Annotated in this window: 15 protein-coding genes; 8 read left to right on the forward strand and 7 right to left on the reverse strand. The window is 59.3% G+C overall.

Annotated features, from left to right (window positions below):
* The first annotated feature begins 63 nt into the window (after positions 1–63).
* Positions 64–516, forward strand: coding sequence for an Ltp family lipoprotein (locus ASPHE3_RS22460; RefSeq protein WP_049786040.1), 453 nt, complete (start codon positions 64–66; stop codon positions 514–516).
* Positions 517–721: 205 nt separating this feature from the next.
* Here ASPHE3_RS22460 and ASPHE3_RS21410 read toward each other — a convergent pair whose 3' ends face one another.
* From ASPHE3_RS21410 to ASPHE3_RS04930, 3 genes are all read right to left on the reverse strand, one after another.
* Positions 722–1495, reverse strand: coding sequence for a DUF4839 domain-containing protein (locus ASPHE3_RS21410; protein WP_081459819.1), 774 nt, complete (start codon positions 1493–1495; stop codon positions 722–724).
* 265 nt (positions 1496–1760) lie between these two features.
* Positions 1761–2306, reverse strand: a complete 546-nt coding sequence (locus ASPHE3_RS21975) for a hypothetical protein (RefSeq protein ID WP_148258077.1) — start codon at positions 2304–2306, stop codon at positions 1761–1763.
* A gap of 169 nt (positions 2307–2475) precedes the next feature.
* Positions 2476–3240 carry a FadR/GntR family transcriptional regulator gene (locus ASPHE3_RS04930; protein WP_013600129.1) on the reverse strand — a complete coding sequence of 255 codons (765 nt, stop codon included), beginning with the start codon at positions 3238–3240 and terminating at the stop codon, positions 2476–2478.
* Positions 3241–3335: 95 nt separating this feature from the next.
* On the opposite strand from ASPHE3_RS04930, the gene ASPHE3_RS04935 reads away from it, so the two are divergent.
* Genes ASPHE3_RS04935 through ASPHE3_RS04945 form a run of 3 tightly spaced genes read left to right on the forward strand, consistent with a single transcriptional unit; the run spans position 3336 to position 6401 of the window.
* A complete protein-coding gene (locus ASPHE3_RS04935; protein ID WP_013600130.1) occupies positions 3336–4208 on the forward strand; it encodes a carbon-nitrogen hydrolase family protein in 873 nt (290 codons plus the stop codon).
* Between the two features lie 15 nt (positions 4209–4223).
* Complete coding sequence (locus ASPHE3_RS04940) at positions 4224–5573, forward strand: APC family permease (RefSeq protein ID WP_013600131.1); 1350 nt, start codon at positions 4224–4226, stop codon at positions 5571–5573.
* A gap of 48 nt (positions 5574–5621) precedes the next feature.
* A complete protein-coding gene (locus tag ASPHE3_RS04945; protein ID WP_013600132.1) occupies positions 5622–6401 on the forward strand; it encodes a carbon-nitrogen hydrolase family protein in 780 nt (259 codons plus the stop codon).
* Between the two features lie 629 nt (positions 6402–7030).
* On the opposite strand, the gene ASPHE3_RS04950 is transcribed toward ASPHE3_RS04945, so the two are convergent.
* A complete protein-coding gene (locus ASPHE3_RS04950) occupies positions 7031–7978 on the reverse strand; it encodes a hypothetical protein (protein ID WP_217259046.1) in 948 nt (315 codons plus the stop codon).
* 470 nt (positions 7979–8448) lie between these two features.
* The gene (locus tag ASPHE3_RS22465) at positions 8449–8703 is read right to left on the reverse strand and encodes an ADP-ribosylglycohydrolase family protein (RefSeq protein WP_041651980.1); all 255 of its coding nucleotides are present in this window, start codon (positions 8701–8703) and stop codon (positions 8449–8451) included.
* A 334-nt stretch (positions 8704–9037) separates the two neighbouring features.
* On the opposite strand from ASPHE3_RS22465, the gene ASPHE3_RS04965 reads away from it, so the two are divergent.
* From ASPHE3_RS04965 to ASPHE3_RS04975, 3 genes are read left to right on the forward strand one after another with little or no spacing between them, the layout of a single operon-like run.
* Positions 9038–11458 carry a hypothetical protein gene (locus ASPHE3_RS04965; protein ID WP_148258078.1) on the forward strand — a complete coding sequence of 807 codons (2421 nt, stop codon included), beginning with the start codon at positions 9038–9040 and terminating at the stop codon, positions 11456–11458.
* Positions 11458–12882 carry a hypothetical protein gene (locus ASPHE3_RS04970; protein WP_013600135.1) on the forward strand — a complete coding sequence of 475 codons (1425 nt, stop codon included), beginning with the start codon at positions 11458–11460 and terminating at the stop codon, positions 12880–12882. The genes ASPHE3_RS04965 and ASPHE3_RS04970 overlap by 1 nt, the downstream gene beginning before the upstream one ends.
* An 8-nt stretch (positions 12883–12890) precedes the next feature.
* A complete protein-coding gene (locus ASPHE3_RS04975; RefSeq protein WP_013600136.1) occupies positions 12891–13940 on the forward strand; it encodes a hypothetical protein in 1050 nt (349 codons plus the stop codon).
* A 23-nt stretch (positions 13941–13963) separates the two neighbouring features.
* Here the strand turns inward: ASPHE3_RS04975 and istB are convergent, their stop codons facing one another.
* Positions 13964–14752, reverse strand: coding sequence for an IS21-like element helper ATPase IstB (gene istB, locus ASPHE3_RS04980; RefSeq protein WP_013600137.1), 789 nt, complete (start codon positions 14750–14752; stop codon positions 13964–13966).
* Complete coding sequence (gene istA / locus ASPHE3_RS04985) at positions 14752–15960, reverse strand: IS21 family transposase (RefSeq protein WP_041652583.1); 1209 nt, start codon at positions 15958–15960, stop codon at positions 14752–14754. Before istA ends, istB begins: the two co-directional genes overlap by 1 nt.
* A 1-nt stretch (position 15961) precedes the next feature.
* On the opposite strand from istA, the gene ASPHE3_RS04990 reads away from it, so the two are divergent.
* Positions 15962–20605 (forward strand): ATP-binding protein, encoded by a 4644-nt coding sequence (locus ASPHE3_RS04990; protein WP_148258080.1) that lies wholly within the window; start codon positions 15962–15964, stop codon positions 20603–20605.
* The last annotated feature ends 112 nt before the right edge of the window (positions 20606–20717 follow it).

The raw sequence follows: 20717 nt of genomic DNA on the forward strand, positions 1-20717 counted from the left end.
GCACCAGCTCCGCCCGCCCCAGCTCCGCCAGCACCAACCGGGCCGAGCGGGACTGCCGCGCAATTGCAGGCTCTGGCAGCGGCCAAAGGCTATCTGGCCACAGGGATAGGCTTCTCGCAGGCTTCGCTGATCGCGCAGCTGACATCGAGCTATGGTAACCAATTCTCGCAGGAGGACGCCCAGTGGGCCGTCGATAACTCCGGAGCCGACTGGAATGAGCAGGCTCTGAAAGCGGCGAAGGGCTATCTGACTACAGGCTTAGGCTTCTCGCAGGCTTCGCTCACTGCGCAGCTCACAGCCAGCTCCGGCAACCAATTCACGCAGGAGCAGGCCGACTACGCTGTTGCCAACTCCGGTGCGGACTGGAACGAGCAGGCCGTTAAGGCAGCGAAGGGGTATATGGACTCAGGGATGGGCTTCTCCCGGCAGGGCTTGATTGACCAGCTAACGAGCCCCTACGGTAACCAGTTCACGCAGGAGCAGGCGCAGTACGCCGCCGACCAGGTGGGGCTCTAGTAACCGCTGCCAACCTACATGCGGACACGAAGGACCTCTAATTTTAGTGGGCAGCTCCTTGGCGAGGACTAGTCGAAGGACTCCAAAGGGAGTACGGTACGGTGAGTTTAAGAAGGGATATCCGGCGATCACCGTGGGCGAGGAAGTCTGTATCCTCACCCGCGGTAGCTGAATTCCGTCCGTGCAAAATAGGAATAGCCCGTGCTCAGCGTACTGAAGTTGAAATGGGATCAAGGAGGAAGAGTTCCTGAAAACTTTCGAATTCCCCCACACGAGCCACGACGTGAAGATTGTCTCGCTTTCCGATATAATCCGGAATGGGTGACCCGGTAAGATTTAGATCGCTTATTCCAACATCGCGAAATTGAAAGTTCGGGCCTTGCGCCTTTGTCTCGCTATAATCACCAGCAGAGATTAGGATGTCGTATCGTGTCTTGTAATTGGCGTGATTGTTCATGGCGCCAATACTTCCATCGAATTCAATGATCCTACCCTTGTACTTTGCAGCAAAGTTTTCTACAATTTCTCCGCCTGTGGCCGTCCCAGATAAAAGCGCTGCCAAGTCTGCACTGTTTTCCACAGTCAACCGCTCGCCAGGTTCGGAGTGAATTGGCGAAGGGGGGGAATCTTCAGATGCCGCGCTAGGCTCCACTGATGGCGCATCGGTCGGCTCTTCGCTTGTGACTATCGCGGGCTCGGAGGGGGACGTGGCGCGTTCGGCGGAGCCTCCTCCCTCCGAGATGACGCCGACTGCGATGACGCCGATTACTGCCACGGCAGCGGCTCCAACTCCCCAAGAACGCCAAGGCTGCTGCCTGGGCTTCAGCCGTCGGAAATTCATTTTCGTCCGCAGTAGCTGTTCTTGGCTTTGTGAAACGAACTCCCAGCCTTCCCTCTTCAGTCTTGCTATCGTCCTAGCTTCTGTGCCACGCAGTGTCTGCATGGACCTGAACTCATACTCTGCGTCGTCTTCAGTCATAATGTTATCGCCCCATTCTTAGTTGAACCGCCGTTTACCTGATTGCGTCTCTTAATTGAGCCGCTGTTTACCTGAGCGCGTCGAGAATAATGTGCATTACCGTCATCTATAGGATGCATTTATCGACCATGTCGATCTTGCATGCGGCGTTACTCGCGGCTCATCAACGTTGCCTAGAACCGAATCCAGAAACTGGCTACAGCGATGCCAGTTCTTGGGAATTCATCAACGGGTAAGTCAGCACGCTAGCTGACCCATGTGGAAGTTATACCGTCCAGGAAAACACTTTTCCTTCGGAAGTTATGTAGCGGGCTTCAGTGATAGGAGTTCCATCGACGATGGGCATAATTATCCATCCGCGAGCGCATTCCCCCCAGTTAAGGGCGCCGCCCTCCGGATACATTGGAGTAACGGGGTTGCCGGTATATCCGCTTGGCCGATCATGCATGCCGTTGTTCGCGTCGCGAAGACTCCACCTTTGAGAAGAGACGGAAGGCACGGATTTGCCGTCCTTTGGGTCAGCACCAAGACAGACCTCTACCTCAAGCGCGCCAAGGTCTTTGTTGTATTCATCGCTAATCTGCTTGTACTGGAAGAAAGTAGCAGTTGCCCCGGTGTCTTTCACTTGAACAGGTGTGCCGGGGCTTGATGGTGCGGCAGGCGGGGAAACTGGAGCTGGTGACGCCGTGACGGTCTGGGTGACTGTAACAGTTGCTGTCGGCGTGGCAGTGGAGGTGGCAGCGGAACACCCCACGACTGACAGGAGTGCGACAGTGACAACGAAGTAGCCAACACGCTTTTTCAAATTCATTCCCCCAGCTGCTCTAAATCGCGGACTGCCATGCGAGCCCACGCGATCATACATGCTTATGCATGTTCCACACACCATCACGTGACTCTCTGGGTAGCAGATGACCAAAATCCATCTGTTGTGAAGGCTTCACGGCGGCAACCGTCAACCTCACGCAGTGGTTGTTCGCTCAGTCATGGCGGCTTAAACCTTCGCCCCGCGCAAGCCCCATGAACATCGTCCTGTGCAGGATGTCCACGTGCTTCCGGGCAACCTCCACGGCTTCCTCAACTTGACCGGCGCGGAGGGCTGCCACAAGAGCAACGTGGTCCTGGTTGGACTTGTGCAGCTTCTCGATGGGGTAGGGGATGAAGTAGTCGTAGAGCTCGGCGAGGGTCTCGTGATAAAGCTCGACGGCGGAATCCAGGCATGATGCCGTGCCGACCAGTTGATGGAACTGCTCGTCCATCCGGTGGTAGTAGGACCAGTCGCTCGCCCCGGCCATCTCACGAGTCAGCCGCTCCAGCTCATCCAGCTGCTCAGCCGTAGCATTCACGGCCGCGTAGTGCGTCACGGCGCATTCGAACAGCAGCCGCCGGTCCACCAGCCGGTTCACAGCCTGGGACTCCGCCGGTGACGCCGAAAGCTCGGCCAAAACATCAGTAGGCGGCGAATCCGCAACAAACGTTCCGCCCGCACGGCCGCGCCGGCGGACCACCACACCCTGCTCCGCCAGGCTGGCCAACGCGCGCCGCGCCGTGATCGGGCTGACCGAGAGACCCAAGGCCACGTCCTCCTGGTCCGGCAGCCGCTCGCCCGGCTTCAAAAGCCCCAGCGAAATCGCCATGCCGATCCGCATCCGCACAGCGTCCATGGCGCTGCGCCGCTCCAAACCGGTGATCCTGCCGGCGCCGAGACGCGGGGGCTCGACGGTGTCCTCCAGCTGATGGGTCATAACCGCTACTTTACGGTCCAAAAGCGCCCCCTTTCCTTTATTGGATCATTCTGATCTAATATAACCCGGATCACACCCAATCGCGGAGATTACCCATGCAACGAATCCTTCCCCTCGTCGCCGCCCAGGCCCGGCCGCGGCTCATCGGCGAACCCGTCTCGATGTTCGCGGACGAGGTCAAAGCAGCCCTCCAGGCCCAGCCGCACAGCAAGCTGGTGGTCTTCCCCGAGCTCCACCTCTTCGGCGACGAAGATCCGGACCTGCAGCGCACAGAAATGCTCCAGGCAAGTGCCGAGCCGCTGGACGGGCCACGGGTCAAAGAGCTGAAGCAGCTCGCCAAAGACCTCAACATCTGGCTGGTCCCCGGCAGCGTCTGCGAACGCGGCCCGGAAGGCCAGCTGTTCAACACCCAGCTGGTCCTGTCCCCGGAAGGGGAGCTCGCCGGGTACTACCGGAAGATCTTCCCCTGGCGCCCGTTCGAGCCCTACGACCCCGGCGACCGGTTCACCACCGTGGACCTGCCCGGCATCGGCAGGGTGGGCCTGAACATCTGCTACGACGCCTGGTACCCGGAGGTGTCCCGCCAGCTCGCCTGGATGGGCGCCGAGGTGATCCTCAACGTCGTCAAAACCACCACCCCGGACCGTAAACAGGAACTCATCCTGGCCAAGGCCAACGCCATCGTGAACCAGGTGTTCATGGTCAGCGTCAACTGCGCCGGTCCCACCGGCCAGGGCAAGAGCATCATTGTGGACCCGGAGGGCAACACCCTCGCCGAAGCACCCGACGATCAGCCGCAGCTGCTCACCGCGGAACTGGACCTTGCCGCCGTCGACCGCGTCCGCACGCACGGCACGGAGAACCTCAACCGCCCCTGGTCGCAGTTCCGCGAGGGGGAGCCCGCCGTCGAACTTTCCGTCTACCAAGGCCGCATCAACCCGGCCACCTGGACACCGCCGTCCTACTAGCCCTAAGGAAACACCGTGACAACCACCCTCACCCGCACGCTGAAGCTGCCCTCGCTGGTCCTGTTCGGGCTGGCATACCTGACCCCCATCATCGTCCTGGGGATCTTCGGCATCATCGCCGAAACCACCGGCGGCGCCGCGCCCGCCGCCTACCTCGTGGCGCTCGTGGCCATGCTGTTCACCGCGCACAGCTACGGCCGGATGGCCATCGCCCACCCCGTGGCCGGCTCCGCCTACACCTACGTCCGCCGCTCCATCGATTCCCGCGTCGGGTTCCTGGTGGGCTGGGCCGTCCTGCTCGACTACCTCTTCCTGCCCATGGTCATCTGGCTCATCGGCGGCTCCTACCTGAGCGCCCAGTTCCCCGGCATCCCCATCGGCGTCTGGATCGTGGGCTTCATCGTCATCACCACGCTGCTGAACATCCTGGGCATCAAGGTGGCGGACAAGGCCAACTACGTGCTGATGGCGTTCCAGCTGCTGGTCCTGGTGTTCTTCGTGGCGCTGGCCATCGGCAACGTGGTGTCCGCCAACGGCGCCGGGGGACTGGCCAACGGGCAGCCGTTCTTCAACGACACCGCCAGCTTTGCCACCATCTCCGCCGGTGCCGCCATCGCCGCCTACTCGTTCCTGGGCTTCGACGCCGTCACCACCCTCACCGAGGAAACCATCAACCCGCGCCGCACCGTGCCGCGCGCCATCATGCTCGTGGCCCTGATCGGCGGCGGCATCTTCGTCGCAGTGTCCTACGTGACCCAGCTGGTCCACCCGGGCGGCGTGTTCGAGGACTCCGCCTCCGCGGCCAGCTCCATCGCCCTGCAGATTGGCGGGCAGCTGTTCGGCGCCGTGTTCCTGGCCGGCCTGGTGGTGGCGCAGTTCGCCTCCGGCCTCGCCGCTCAGGCCAGCGCCTCGCGCCTGCTGTACGCGATGGGCCGGGACTCCGTCCTGCCCAAGGCCTTCTTCGGCAAGCTGAGCGAGAAGTTCCACACCCCGGTGGCGAACCTGGTGATCACCGGCATCGTGGGCCTGATCGCGATCTTCCTGGACGTGGCCACCTCGACGTCGTTCATCAACTTCGGTGCCTTCACCGCCTTCACGCTGGTGAACGCCTCGGTGGTGTTCCACTATGTGCGCCAGCGCCGGGCGGGGCAGCAGCTGAACCCGGTGTCCTACGTGGTGGTCCCGGTGATCGGCGCCGCCGTCTGCGCCTACCTGCTCTCCCAGCTGGACAGCAACGCCATTAGGCTGGGGGTGTCCTGGCTGGTGCTGGGCACCGTGGTCCTGGCCCTAATCACGCGGGGCTTCAAGGCCTCGCCGCCAGAGATGACGGCCACCGAGAAAGCGACGGTCGAAGCGGCCGCCTAGGTTGATCAGTCTATTGTCCGGCCGCTTGGGCCGAGGGAAGGAAGAGCCGTGAGGATTGCGCTGGGTCAGCTGGAGTCGGGTGCCGACATCCGGGCCAACCTCGCCGCGATCGACCGGTTCACCGCCGAGGCAGCGTCCGACGGCGCCGCGCTGGTCGCCTTCCCGGAGTACGCCACCTACGAGAAGAAGAAGGTGGACGCCACGTTCCCGGAGGTGGCCGAGCCGCTGGACGGGCCGGTCTGCCGTGAGCTTGCCGCCATTGCCCGCCGCCACCAGATCGCGCTGGTGGCGGGCGTGGTGGAAACCTCGGACGAGCCGGGCCGGGCGTTCAACACGCTGGTGGCGTTCGGGCCCGACGGCGGCCGGCTGGCTTCCTACCGGAAGATCCACCTTTTCGACGCGCAGGGGTTCGGGGAGTCCGAGTTCATCAAGCCGGGGGAGTCCCTGGAGCCGGTGGTGTTCGAGCACGGGGGAGCGCGGTTCGGGCTGATGACCTGCTATGACCTGCGGTTCCCGGAGCTGGCCAGATCACTGGCCGACGCCGGTGCGCAGGTCCTGCTGGTCTGCTCGTCCTGGGTGCCGGGCGAGCACAAGACGGAGCAGTGGCTCGCGCTGAATGCGGCCCGGGCGATCGAGAACAGCGTGTATGTGGCGGGGGTGTGCCAGGCACCGCCGGTGTCCGTGGGGCGGAGCGTGCTGGTGGACCCGATGGGGGTGGTCGAGGCTGACCTTGGGCTGGCTAGTGGTGTCCGGACGGTGGAGGTTTCGCTCGAGACCGTGGGCCGGGTGCGGGAGTCGTTTCCCATGTTCCGGCAACGGCGGCTGTAAGCGGGTTGGCCAAGAGATCGCGGTACCTCACCTCTTGCTTACCGAGACCAGCAGTCCTGTCGTAGGGGAGGGCGCTGACTCGGCCGAATATGTCGGCGAGCCCGCCCGGCAGAAAGTTCAACTGCCGACCCTTGAAGAGATCAAGAAAAGGTTCCCGAAGCTAGGGGACGTCGATCCCAGTAAGCTCGCACTGCCAATGAACTCGAGGCGGAGTTTCTCAGACACGAGCCTGAGCTGTAGCTAGCGTCGGCCTTAGTGGGCTAAATACCAGCAATGTTCAGCAAAAATGGTTTCGCAGAAGCTGATCACGGGAATCCAAGGACTTCGCTAACTCAAACATCGGCGCGAACCCAAAGAACATGTCTGTCTTCAACTAAGCATGGAATCAAATGAGGGCCGATGCCGGTGCGGCGCAGCTGCGCAAGGCAATGGAGTACTTGCTTCGTGGCTCATCGCCGTTCGACCTGAAGGATCGCCTCATTGTTCTGAATAATGACACCACGTCCTTCGGTAAAGGGGGCTTCAAGGAGTCACTCCTCACGAAGGTTCTGTGCCTTATGTACCCACACAGGTTCCTGCCCAACTTCACGTACACCGGCGCCGCCTGCTTGCAAGCTTTCACCTCAGGCTTACGCGGCGACCGCCGGAAACACCACGATCGATCCGTCCCTGTTCCGTTCAATTTCTATTGCAACGTCAGCTTGTCCGTTGCCCCCGTTAAGGCCAGCTCCAAAACCACGCAGGCGGTATGCCGCCTTTAACAGGTTGTCCACTTCCCCCTGAGTGACCATGAGATTTAGGAAACCTCCTCCCCGCCTCAGTTCTATATTCGACAGCCGGGAAAGAACCTCGTTGATACCAGCTTCCAACTCATTGATACGGTGCTCGTCATCACGTAGTGCACCGATGAAGCTCTTGAAAGGGTTCTCCGTGTCCTGTTGAGCGTGCTCGACGGCCTGGAGGACCAGCACACGACGTTTAAGTGCAATAGCAAGCCGGGCGATCTCAAGATGGGCCCGAAACATTCCGCCTTCCTCGTTAACGCCCGGAAATGACTTCGTCAGCTGATCTAGCTCGACCGGCCCCTCCGGCAGCGATTTCAGGGCATTCTGCCATTTGCTGAGTCGGCGCTCTGTTGCGTGAATGACCACGCTAATTGCGTATGACGAGGAATCTAGGCCCAGGGAAAGGCCCACCCGACCCCGATCGAGAAGGACGGAGGTCGCCTTATCGATGGCGTCACGGCAAGCGCCAAGCTCGCTGCGTTCCTGCTCGAGTTTATCGTCGTGTAGCTGCTCCAGCAGGTCAGTAATCCGCTCCATCGCTTGCTGTCGCTGATGTTCGGCGTGGGCGCTCACGCCCACGGCAACCGCCATCAGTACGAGTGGCGCAGCAACTGTCAGCGCTCCCGCACTAGCTACTGCGACTCCAGCGGTAGCGGCCGATCCCGTGGCTGCCCCCGCGACTGCTGCCTGACCGGCAACCGGAACAAAAGTGGCCTGTGCTGCAATGCCACTTGAGCTGCGAAGAGCGCTATGGATGCCTCCCGCCACCGCCTTCGAGGTCATGGGCTGCACGAGTCCGCTTCCTACCTGAGCGGCAACCTTTGCCGGCACTACCATTCGGTAAAGAACCTCACCGCTGGCCCCGATGTTCAGCTTTGAGGGGGCAGTATTTGCGGTCTGAGAGACGAGTTGAGCTAGCTGTTGTGCCAGGGGACTGGCCGATCCCAGCGGAATAGCGCCCTTTCGATCACGTGGGGTGGTTATGTGATGTGCCTCAAGTGTGGCAACGGGCGAATCAGCAAGTGCTGCGAGGACGGTCCTTAGTTCTGCGAGTCGAGGCGAAGTCATCTCTCCCTCGCCCAGCACATTTGTCACGCTGACCGGCTCCGTAGAGAGCGCCCACACTGGCACGAGGTCCTGATTATCACCGGTCACGCTTAGTCCCCTCTGGAAATATAAGTCTTTACTAGCGATGGTAGCTACACCATTACGGACATTAGGATGCAAGACCGTATCGACCACCGCCGTGTCGTGTTGGCGATTCAAAATTCGCCCTGGCTGGCTGCGTGATGTTCGGTGACAGATTTGCGGGTGAGCATCGACACTACGGCTGTTAGCGCCGGTTTCCGCGCCTCCGTACGCGACAGGTCGAGCTTCAGCTCGCGGCCCCTGCCTTTTTGGGCGCTCACCAACCGAGCAGCAGCCATCAACTCGGCAGGATCCCGGTCCAGATAGGCCAACGAAAGTGGAGCAGTGCGCATCAGCGACCCGTTGCCGGCTGCGGCCGGTCCGGGCATGAGTTAGTCTGCGCCCCGATGTCCTTCGCCTCGTTCGTCCAGACGAACCATCACGGGACCACCATGGTGAGGGCTGCAGGGGGAAGAGCTGCCGCCGGTTGCGGATTTCAGCAGTGCCTGAGCGATCGGGATGGCCAGGATGTGTCATCGGTCCACTCCGCCGGCGAACCCGAACGGGCCGCCGCTCTTTATGGTGACTTCGGCACCCTCCGGTCGCGGCGCCGGCAGACGCCGCTCCTGAGTTTGGGGTGATGTGCCCGGCTCTGTGGCGACTCCAAAAGCGAAGGCGGGTGTCGCGTACCGGACGCTTGGTATCGGACCGTATCCTGATCCAATGCCCAACCCAGTACGCGCGTCCCAATGGTCCGATGACGAGCTCGACGCGCTTATCGATAGTTACCTAAAAATGCTGAAGCTCGAAGTTTTAGGCGAAAACTACAACAAGCGACAAAATAACTTGGAACTGCAAAAATTCGTAAAGCGATCGCATGCCGCAATCGAGTTCAAATTTTGCAACTTAAGTGCGGTTCTTGACGGGCTGGGTAAAAGGTACATCTTTGGGTATAAACCACGTCCCCACTTTCAAGTTGCCCTGCGGGACCGCGTTCTCCAGCGATTGGGAGAATTTCCTCCCCGAGTTGTTTCTAACTCTTACGAAGGATCGCCGTTACACGACGCTCCAGCGACCCCCTTCGATCTCCGAGATTCGGGCGAAGGAGCAGGTGATAACTTTGAGCCACGCGATGAGGGGGAGCCTATGGACGCATACTGGGACACGCTGGGTGAGCTTTGGGACAGAACGACCGGCGGCAGTGACGTGGCAGCGAAGCCGGCCAGCCAGATGCGGAGCAATCTACCAACTGCGCCTCGGCCTGCCGGTGTAGAGGAAGCCTGCACTTGGTTCAAGAAAGGCTTGGCCAGTGACTCGATTCCAAGGTTCCTTTTCCTAGTAGGAGGACCGGGGGCTGGCAAATCCTACGCCACCTCCGAGATCGTCGCTGGGCTTGAACCGATTGAACCCCCTCAGGACGGCCTCGCGCATCGGAGTTATCGTTATAGAGCTGGGAGTAGGGAGCTTCTGCTAATTAACGACGCAACTATTGGTAGCTCCGAGCATCGAAGGAATCCGCTGACCAAAGAGATCGATTCTTGTGTGCGTAGTGCAAAGCATCTTGTCGCGTGCGTAAACAGGGGCATCCTCATCGATGAATCAGCCCCAATTTCGAGTACCTCAACCTTCGATTACACCGCGGGTCAGGCCCTTGTCCGTTGGTTGGCCGGAGACGCATTCGACCAATCAAATTGGCACGTGCAAACTGACTGTGATGAACCGTATTTGCGGGCCGGTCACCTGTTCGACGGGCCCGACATCGTGGCCAGTGTATTCGTCGTGTTCGTCGATGTTTGCTCGCTTTTGGAACGTCGTCCTCAGGTAGATATCAGGCTGGACGAATATGGCAGGACCGTTTTCGAGGCCGAAGCTTATGTCATTGGTGACTTTGCTAAGCGTGCCACCCTGAATCTTGCTACGCCTGCAGGCTCTTTGTTCAGTCAGGTGACAAACCTCCTTTCGAGCTGCCTGCGCAATGGATCAGACGAATTGATCGATCCAATACGGGCCAACATTGAGTCACTTTGTTCTAGCCGCGTCCGCGCCGGAATCATGTCCGTGGTGCGTGGGGCGGAGCTAACGTCCGGGCAACGTATGACCTTCCGAGAAATATGGGGAACCGTTACGCGCTGCATCTTAGGTGACGCACCGGACAGAGTCGCGCGTGACGAGCTTCGCGCTCTTGTCCAACGCCTCCAACCATCCGATCTCGACTCCGTCACTCGGTTTAAAGACTTCCAAGCGCTGGCGGCGTTGCGTTTTTCCCAAGCCATCTTCGGCGGCCGAAGCCCTGGAGCGGGGAGTTTCGACCCGCTCGGCAATCCCATCACTAAGCTGACGCATTTTGTGGACCCGATGCGGGATGCAATTCCAGGGCGCTTCGACCGGAGCTGGGAGTCTGGGTGGGCAACACCTCTGGCGGACTCTTTTGCCGGGCCGGTCACAAGTGGCTCTCCCCTGGAAAGCCTCGAGGCTGATCTCGATGCCGAGGACAGCTTCTCCGACATCTTGACCGAATTTGATAAAATGCTGGATCGCGCGTTTGTTGACGCAATGCATAGTCCCAAAATAGGAGACAAGGACCGGTACGCCTTCATTTCTTGGTATGGGGGGTACCTTGGCCGCCTGTACGCCCTTGCTAACGGGATCCCGGCATTCAGGCCTCAGGTGGCAGCGTGGACGCAAGCGTGGTATTTGAGTCCGAACCTTCCGGATGAGCTCGGCTTTGGCCTGCGCACGTTGCTTCGTCCGAAACGCCGACCAGGGGATATCGAATCTGCCTCCCTTATCCCTATTTTGGCAAGCCGAACTGACCCGATCGTTGGAGTGCAATCCGAACCCAAGCTTGCACTCAAGACCGGTGATGTCGAGATGAAGACGTTGAGAGATTCCGAGTCCCTGTTCCTTGTACTGAGCGAACAAGGAAAGGAAATTTCACGGATGCCCTTGGATTTTCCTCTGGTTAGGGAAGCACTGGCATGCGGGCAGGAGCATGCAGGAGTAACCGAAATGACTGATGTGACTTCCCCTCGATTGGAGAGGTTTCGAGCCGCCCGCTTAATTCCCACCCAACTCAATCAGGCTAACTACCGAGTTGTAGTCGGCGCCTCAGACTTCAGTATGACCGTTTCTGGAGGGTACTAATGGTTGCGGCTATCAGCATGATTCTTCCCTTGAATCGCCCCCAGTATGTGTCTGTACCCGAGGCTTTCATCTCCTCTCTGGCCTGGCGGGTGTATGACCATGGCACAAAAGAAATAAGCGAAAACGGCGTCCCCGTCGGGTATATGTTCCGTTCGGAGACGTCCGGGACGTCGACGCTCAAGGTGAAGTCAACTGCGCCGGAAGGTGAAGACCTTGGGGACTTCGGCCACCAACTTGTCGCTTATGGACTTGCAACGAACGCAAAACACGAGATCGACGTGGCCCGTGCAGTCTTAAATAGCGTTGCGGGAGTGCAGGCAGAAAAGAGCAAAAGCCAAGCAGCGAGCCCTATCACTCCCGCATTTGCCTTGCTTCAGGATATGCGCGGATTCCAGCGTACTAAAAACCCCCCCGATCTGGGCGGAATCCTTGAGGGGCTGTTTCGGCTGGGCCTACAGGACGGTTCAGGGACTACAGCTGCTGGCCTCTGGCTAAGCGCGGCGAACAAACGCTGCGAGATAGATCCGCTGCTGTCTGCTATTGACAAGGCAACGAAAGCAGCACTGCTTGGCGGAGGATACCCCGAACGAATTGAGGAAGCCGACCTGAGGTGGGCCGGGGCAGCGCCCGGAAGTCAGGAAGGGTTGTACGAGGGCACACCGTTTTCTTGGTTTGCCAAAGCATGGCAGAAGTTGACCGGAGATGAATGGGTAAAGGCTCTTCCTGCCCGAGTTTGGGTTGATTGGGCTACCACCGTCCTCCGCCTCGCACTTGGACAAGGCTTCCTTTGGGAAGCTGCCTGGTATGAAACTCTGGCTCGGTGGGTCCTCAGCGGAAAGCGCGGTGAATGGAGTGATGTCAGGGCTCGGGTGCCGGAGATCCTTCCATGGAAGTCAAGTCGTTCGTCGGTCGCAGTGAGGGACGTGGCTCCGCTGCTCTCCTGGCGTGTGCATCGTGGCTCCAAAATTCGGAAGATTTTCGAAGAGTGGTTGGCCTCAAATTCCGTGGCGCAGGTGGATTTCTCAACAGCTTTAGCTGCGATGTCTGCAGATGAGGAGCTCAAGGGACTCTTGACGTTGGCCTTGGGTAGCGCCGAACGCTCCGCGGCAAATACCTGGGAAGCTGTCAGATACGCGTTGCTTACGCGGGACGCCAGTGGGCCCTTCGCGGACTATTACGGGCTTTTGCGTTCGAACGGGCGTTTTCTGACAGTTCAGCCTGGGACGGAGTGGATGGCTGTTGTCGCCAGTCTTGCCTGTGAAGGACCGGGAAGAACCTCTGACGTAGCCACACTGATGCTGAGCCTCGAAGAGCTAGGGCTAAGACCAGAGGCCGGTGACCTGATTCAGCTGCTCGAAAAGGCGGGTCTGGCGCGTGGCAGCGCCGATGCTGATCGCGGCGTCATCATCGAGAGTGCTTTCTAGGAGACATTGTGGAGTTGGAATTGTTTGGTTCTGTACTGGGCCGTTGCTTGTCTTCATTAGACACGCTGACAGCGGCATATCTTCCCGAGGGCATAGATGAGGTGACTGCGGCTGCCGTTGTCCGACGAGCAAATGAGTTGCGACCCGCTCACCCTCCCTTCGCTATACTGGTGTCGGCAGGCGATGAGAGCGACGAAGATGCGCTCTGCATACGCGTGTCCCCTCAAAACGCCATCAAATATCGCCAAGACGACCGACTCGCGGTGGTTGTAGGTAAACACCCCGATCTAGCTTCTTTCGTGCAGGCATTTCGAGAAGTACTGGGTCAGAATTTTCCTGAGGGCGCTGCCCAAGAAGTATCATTACAGGCTGTCGCCCAAGCCGCCATCGCGGAGGTTGCCGAATTAACTCAAATTGACAAGACGAGCGACTGGGGCTCGGAGCTTGCGGGTGCCAGACTTGCAGAATGTTTCGGGCTTTTAACCGGCGTCCACAAGGAGTTACGTCAAGGCACGGAGAGCTGGAACACATACTGGTTTAGGCATGTCGGGATTGGACTTACGCGGCTTGTGGAGAAGATCCGCGCCGCAAAAATTGAAACACCAGAGTTGTCGATTGACGAAGTTTTTGAGCGGTATACCTATGCCGCTTTTCGTCTGCCTCGTCCCCTCGGCTCCGGTCCAACCAGGTATTCAGCGAAAAAGTTTGTGGAGGCGCTCCAGTCGTACTGGGCCGATGAGGCAACAATAACGACGACTGCAAAGACTTTGGGCCATATGGGCGGTGAAGAGCTGGGTCCTCATCCGCTAGAAGAAGTCGACTGGTCGGGGATCGATAACCAAATTGCCGCCGATGACAACCAGGCAGTTGCGCTAGCTCGCTATTCACCGGACGGGTGTGATGTCACTGAGGCGTTGAGCTCCCTGTCGGATCGTGACTTCGTTGAGCCTCTGGGGGAGGATCTTACAAAGGCGCGCCTTCATATCACTGACTCCGCCGGTAGACCTCTTACAACTACTGTCAGCGACGGTCGAAAACTGAGCCATTTCGTGGGTTGAAAAGTGAGCCACGTTGACGTTGGTTATTCTGCCGTATTTTCCGGTCTTGTCGAGGGCAGCGATTCCGTCTGTGCATGTTTGAGTCGGTAGCTGGAGCCTTTGAGGGTGACGACTTCGGCGTGGTGGACGATGCGGTCGATCATGGCGGAGGCGACAACCTGGTCGCCGAACACGTCTCCCCAGCGGGCGAATGGCAGGTTCGAGGTCAGGATCAGCGAGGCGTGCTCGTAGCGTGAGGAGACGAGCTGGAAGAACAGGTTCGCGGCATCCTGTTCGAATGGAATGTAGCCGACTTCATCGACGATGATCAGCCCGTAGCGGCGCAGCCTGACCAGTTCCTGCGGCAGCCGCGCACTCTGATGCGCAGCCTGAAGTCGGGCGACCCAGTCGATGGCAGTCGCGAACAGGACCCGGTGTCCCAGCTGGGTGGCCCGCAGCCCCAGCCCGGTCGCGAGATGGGTTTTCCCGGTTCCGGGCGGGCCGAGCAGGACGATGTTGGAGGCTTCGGTGAGGAACGCACCGGTGGCCAGGTGCGCGATGGTGTCGCGTTTGAGGCCGGGCTGATGGTCGAAGCTGAAGTCCTCGAGGGATTTGCGGGCAGGGAACCCGGCAGCCCGGGCACGCATCTCGGCTCCGGAGGCTTCTCTGGCGGCGACTTCCCGGGACAGGACCGCGGCGAGGTATTCCTCATGGGTCCAGCCGGCCTCGCGGGCCTGATCCGCGAGCCTGGCTGCCGCTTCCCGGATCCGTGGCGCCTTCATCGCCCGGGAGTAGTACTCGATCTGCCCAGCAATTTCCTTCGCTTCAGCCATCACGCGACCTGCCCATCATCGAGCACGACACCGAACGCCCGGTCGTAGTCAGCCAGGTCCCGCAGCCCCGCCGTATCCGTTGGAGGTGCAGGGTTTTGGAAGGCTTTACGCATCGTCCGGGCAGCCTCGACGTGGTCCGAATCAGTGACCGTCAGGCCGGCGCCCCAGGACCGGGGATGGCATCCGACGCAGCGGCCGTCCAGGCTGATGGTGACCGTTTCCAGGTCCGCCGTGACGTCGACGAACCTGCCGATCGCCTGCGGGTGCACGGAGTAGTCGTTGGATCCCATCCGGACGTAGTAGTCCCGCGGCAGCCTGACCCTGGTGGCGAATCCGGTCACGGGCGGAACCGGCGGCAGCCCCAGCATCGCCGCTTTGTCCTGTCGGATCAGCTCCGCAGGCCGGGCACCGGTCCGTCGGACCATCCGGTTGTTCGCCTTGGGCAGCCACTGGCTGAGCTGGGCGTTGAAATCCTCCGGTGAGGCGAAGGTCCGGCCGGGCAGGAACGAGGTTTCCAGGAACTGGTTGGCCCGCTCCACCACGCCCTTGCTCTCCGGATCGTAGGGTTTGACCTGCACGATCCTGGTCGCGAGGACCCCGGCGAACGCCGCAACGCCGGCGGCGTAACTGTTCCGCCGCCCGATGCCGGTTTCGTTGTCCCAGATCAGCCGCCGAGGCACCGCGCCCAGGGATCCGATCAGCTCCCACATCCCGGCCAGCAAATCCCCGGTCATCCGCGACGGGATCATCCGGGCCATGATGAACCGTGAGTGCGAGGACACCATAACCAGCACCGGCAGAACCCTTGGCTTCTCGGACCCGACCGGTATCCGCACCTCCGGGAACCACAAATCGCACTGCGCCTGATCGCCCGGTTCGTAACTGATCCGGTCCGCGGGATCCGCTGGAGCAAACTCCGGCCGAATCCTGGCCACGTTCTCCCGGAACCACGCCGGAGACCCGGACCAGCCCACACGCTCCGCCAGCACCGTCGCTGGAATCCGCGGATTCTCCCTCAGCAGCGCACGGATGGCCGGTTCCACCGTCTTGATCCCGGAGTCCTGCGGCGCACGCACATAAGTCGGCGGACCGTCGGCGCTGACCGCTTTCGCAACGGTGTTCCGGGAAATACCCAGCCGCGCCGCTATCGACCTCATCGACTCACCCTCGGCAAGATGCAACCGCCGAATAAGCGCCCAATCCTCCACTGTGATCACCCACCCAATCGTTTGGAACGGGTGGCTCAGTTTTCAACCGTCACTATGGCTCAGTTTTCGACCGTCACCGACAACTACGGGGCCAAGTGATTCCGGCGCGGTTGCGGTTGCTATCGCCGTACCCGACGAGAAGTTCAACGCCACCTTGTCCGAAGAGATCCGCGTTCGCATTCCAGTTACGGGCAGTACGTCCCGTGCTGAGCTTGAGTCAACGGGTCTAACTTTCACGATTAAAGCAGCAAAGACGTATTGGCGTGGCAACCTGGAACTGGATGACTATGGTGCCCTTTGGGCAATCGGCCAGATTCGACGAGAAGCTAACAAAAGTGCGTCCCGGCCTGTACATGTTGAGCTCAATGTACCTTCTGGGGACGTTCTTTCCGGCCGATTGAACACTTCGCTTTCATTCGACTTGATTCTGGCACCTACGGATTCTGTTGGACTGCTATACCTGACCCTGAAGGCGAAGGGCGCGGCAGGAAAGCCAAAGTACGTTGGCTCCGCCCCGGAAGGTGGGACCTTCGGAGCCACGCTGGATGGAAGAGCATCCCAGTATCGCTACATCGTATGTGGTGCTTTTGATGACGCGCCTCTATATGAGGGGTCAGAGATGCTGCCACTCAACGGGAGGACTGGCATCTTCGCTGTAGATGCCAGTCCTGTGAGTTTGGCAAACATTGTCGTAGGCGGAGTCACGTTCGAGGTCCGAGCGGCGGAGAGTCGGGAAGCACCTCAATCGCCGGTCGTTGCCGCCGTGGGTAGGAACAAGGTATCGAAGGATCGGCCAGCCCTAGCTGTCGTCCAGTCTCTTCGAGGCATCTACGAGTCGCTTCTCACCGAAGAGCTTTCGGGCAACGAGTGGACGACTTGCATGGGGCACGTCGTAATGCCAGCGGACAGGGCGTTCCCGCTTCAAGACCTGAACGCTGAAAGTGGATTGTTGATAAACAATGACATGGCCGCAATCTGGGCCAACATTGCTGACTTCCAGGTACCTGATCAAGTGCTCTTCTCCGCGGAAGCGCAGGAATTCCGTGCCGCGTTGAAGGAGCTGGACCTCTTGGGCGCTATGCAGACCCTCGACGCCGACGGGGCCCAGTACGTTGAATGGCCCTCTAAGACCTCCTGGCGGCATCTTTGGGAAAGCCGTGATCAGGAATTGAAGCGGTACCTTACGGCTTACGCGGACCTCGTTGAAAAGGCGCGATGGATTGGAGATCCGGCTGGCGTCTTCTGGGCGGCCTATCCTTTTTCCATCAGTGTTTGGGAGACCGAACCGGCCGCGAAGTGTTCAGCTGTTCTTATTAGTCCCTTGCACCCCGTTAGGCTGGCCTGGCTGTCGGGCGTCGAATCCGTCTTGTGGAACTCCTCTTGGGCAGAACATCTGGCGGGAACCGTCGAAGGATGGAATTTCCCTCTTCTAGGTCCAAAGGAAATGTCTAGTGGCCGGATGCTTGCGGTGCCGATGGAGACCGGGGATGACCAGCTGTTCCTAGGATGGTCGATGCTGGTTCGTGCCTCGATCGAGGGAGCGGAGCCGTTAAAGGCGCCGGACAGTGTTGGCGATCGGCCGGCTCCCGGCAGTGCGGCAAGCGGGCTAAATGCAACGGCCGTTGCGGCTGCTCTACGCAGCTACCGGCAAATGAATCCTCATGTCTCGACGTTGACACTCGACTTGTCTGCGTCCACAGAGTCAATCCGCCTTCATGAAGTTGATGATGCTGTACTAAAGGAAATCGAGGCGTGGACCGGGAGGCCTGACGTGCCGCTGATCGGAGGTGCCCGTATTTGGGACTCTAATCGCCGTTCCGGTGAGCCACCTCGAGAGAAGATGGCGCGGCTGGTGCGCTCGTCAGAGGGCATTCCGCTTACTTGGTCACGGTATTCCCCCGACAGCGCGAACATGAAGCGGTGCAATATCCGAATCCTCCAAGATGCTGGAGTGCACCTTGAAGTTCAGTCAGGCCAAGGGCGGAACCTTGGCGTCTTGGGTGACGCGCCTCTGCGTCGCTTCGAAGCCGTCACAGGCAACGGCTCCTCGAAGTCCACATCAAGCTCGCATCCTACTTTTCGTCCGGAAACCGGGTGGGAGCCCTTTTCGCGAGCCCTCCGGTTATTGGAAGGCACCGCGAGCAGCCCACAGATTATCTCGAAGCTGTTCAAAGCGAACCTGGTAAACGATTCGGCGGATTGGACCGTGTCGGGCGAAGCGCTAATGAATCCTAGCGCTATGGCGGAGATAGTCCAGCACTCGAGTGGTGGCAGCCAAATGTTGTGGGAGTGGCGGCCTCCCTTCCTGGACGCGTCGTCGGAGGTCCCGCTTCTGGAGCGGCGCCCCTTCGTGTCCGTGGCCCGGGTGCCAGGTGCTTTTCGCTCCCAGATCAAGAAGCTGCTTGCGAAGGCACAGGGTGGCAGCGTTTCAGAGGGGGCGCTAGACGATCTGCTTGGCCAGCTTGGGGCTCGTGGAGTCGGACTGTCCTCACTGTTGGCGATGGGCGGAACGCACGCCTCCGGTGCACTTGGTTTCTACCTGGCATTCGCGCTCATGAATAATCTCACCGACGAGGCTGATAACACTTACGTATTGCCTATCGACGCTTGTGATAACTTTCTGAGGGCCTTGGCGCGGGGAACAAGTCATTCCACGCACATGCGCCGTGCGGACCTCTTGATTGTTCGCCTGAACGATGAAGGCGTTACATTGTCGCCCATAGAGATCAAGTTCTATGGCTTGGGTTCAGAGGACACCAACGGCAACCTGCCTGGGCCAAGCGACGCGGCTATGAACGAGCCATTAGACCAGTTGCGAGCAACCCAAGAATTGCTGCTTGGCGTTAGTGCGAGCTCACGCAGCGTCGCCACCAGTAATTCGGCTGACAAAGCATTATGGTCGAATGGGCTCGCCGCACTAATTGAGGCGGCCATTCGCCTGCGCCCAGGTGGCAGCGCCGAGCCTGAGGCTTTGGCCAGACGTCTGGATAACTTAGTTAACGGGAACGTCCAAGTTCGAACCGGTCAGCCTTTGGTTTGCTATTTCAAACACGAAGCGACTACCTCGGACGGCGAAAACTTCCGGGTGGTGCATTCGATGGAATCGGACGGTGCGCTGCCCGGAGCCGGGTTCGGTCTTCTTGCTGCAAATGCAGGGCACGCCTTCGAAGCAGTCACCGACTCGCAAAGCGATTTGGTGCGGGAGTGGAATAGTCTCGTTGGCTGGTCCCTGGGCAGTCCCATTGAGCCGCTCTCCGCAGATTCCCTCAAGGAACCACGCCCTACCGACGCGCGAGTGCAGGGGGACTTGCCAGAAACTGCAAAAGTGGTGGCTGAGCCTGATCATAGCCACGAGGAGGACAACCGCGTCAATACGTACGCGCCAGATAAGGACGTGGATCAATTTGCTTCCGAGCCAGACCCTCTGGTGTCCAGCCCGTCGAAGAGCTCCGAAGAAAAACAACGGAGCAACGCCGTTGATGACATACCTTACATTGGTGGTATCCGGGGTGATGGTGTTCGTTTCGGCGTTGGTCGTGTGTTGGGGACGCTTGGAGCCGCCACGGCGGAGTACTGGCCAAGCAATACTGAACTAAACCAGTTGAATATTGGCGTTGTTGGCGACCTTGGCACCGGGAAAACGCAGCTACTGAAGGCCCTCGTATATCAGCTCAGGGAGGGAAGCCGGATACATCAGGAGACGCCACTATCGATGCTCGTTTTTGATTACAAACGGGATTTCCAGACGCCCGATTTCCTGAATGCTGTCGGTGGAAAAGTCCTGAAGCCTTATCGTATCCCGATAAACATTTTCGCGCTTCGCGAGGGTTACTCTCCTCTCGCTGCCTACCAGCGGGCGCAACAATTTGCTGACGTGCTGGATAAGATCTACGGCAATATTGGTCCCGTCCAGACAGATCGGCTGGTCACATCTATCGTCAACCTCTATAAGGAGAAGCAGGGTGGTCCTCCGACGCTAGCCGAAGTGCTGGCATCTTATAGCGAAGGCCAAAAACCTGATGCTGTGACTTCCATCCTCAAGCCATTTATCCTTGGCGAAATTTTCAGTGATGATGCCAACGAAATGATCTCTTTCGAAGAGATGATGGACGACAAAGTCGTCATCGTAGCTCTGAACGATTTCGGTACTGACGACAACGGTAAGAACGCACTCGTGGTTCTATTCCTAAACTTGTACTACGACTACATGCTCAACTCCACTAAATGGCCTTTCGTTGGAAGTTCTCCCCAGCTCAGGAGGCTCAATTCATTCTTGCTTGTGGATGAAGCCGTCAACATCATGAAGTACAACTTCCCAGTACTAATGAATGTGATGTTGCAGGGCCGAGAATTTGGTTTTGGCGTTATTCTTGCCTCGCAATACCTAGACCATTTCAGGAAGGACGGACGTAATTACGGCCAACCACTTTTGACGTGGTTCCTCCACAAGGTCCCGTCGGTGACGTTGAAGGAGCTTCAGCAGCTAGGTCTGCCCAACGTCACGGCCGATATTGCGGCCAAGATCTCAAGCCAAAGAGTGCATCACGCACTTTACAGTTCCTTGAACTTCTCGGGGAGATTTATTGAAGAAACGCCATTCTTCAAGCTCATAAGTGACGTGGGTGATCCTCATGCGGCCAAGTAGCTAGGTAGAGCCAAGTAGGTCCAGCTCCCTTGCCGCATCACCGAGCGGCGGCGCAACTGTAGGAGTGATGACGGGATGTCAGAGGTACCTGGTTAGGTGGGAGAGAATAGGA

This window comes from Pseudarthrobacter phenanthrenivorans Sphe3 (genome assembly GCF_000189535.1).
Classification (GTDB): Bacteria; Actinomycetota; Actinomycetes; order Actinomycetales; family Micrococcaceae; genus Arthrobacter; species Arthrobacter phenanthrenivorans.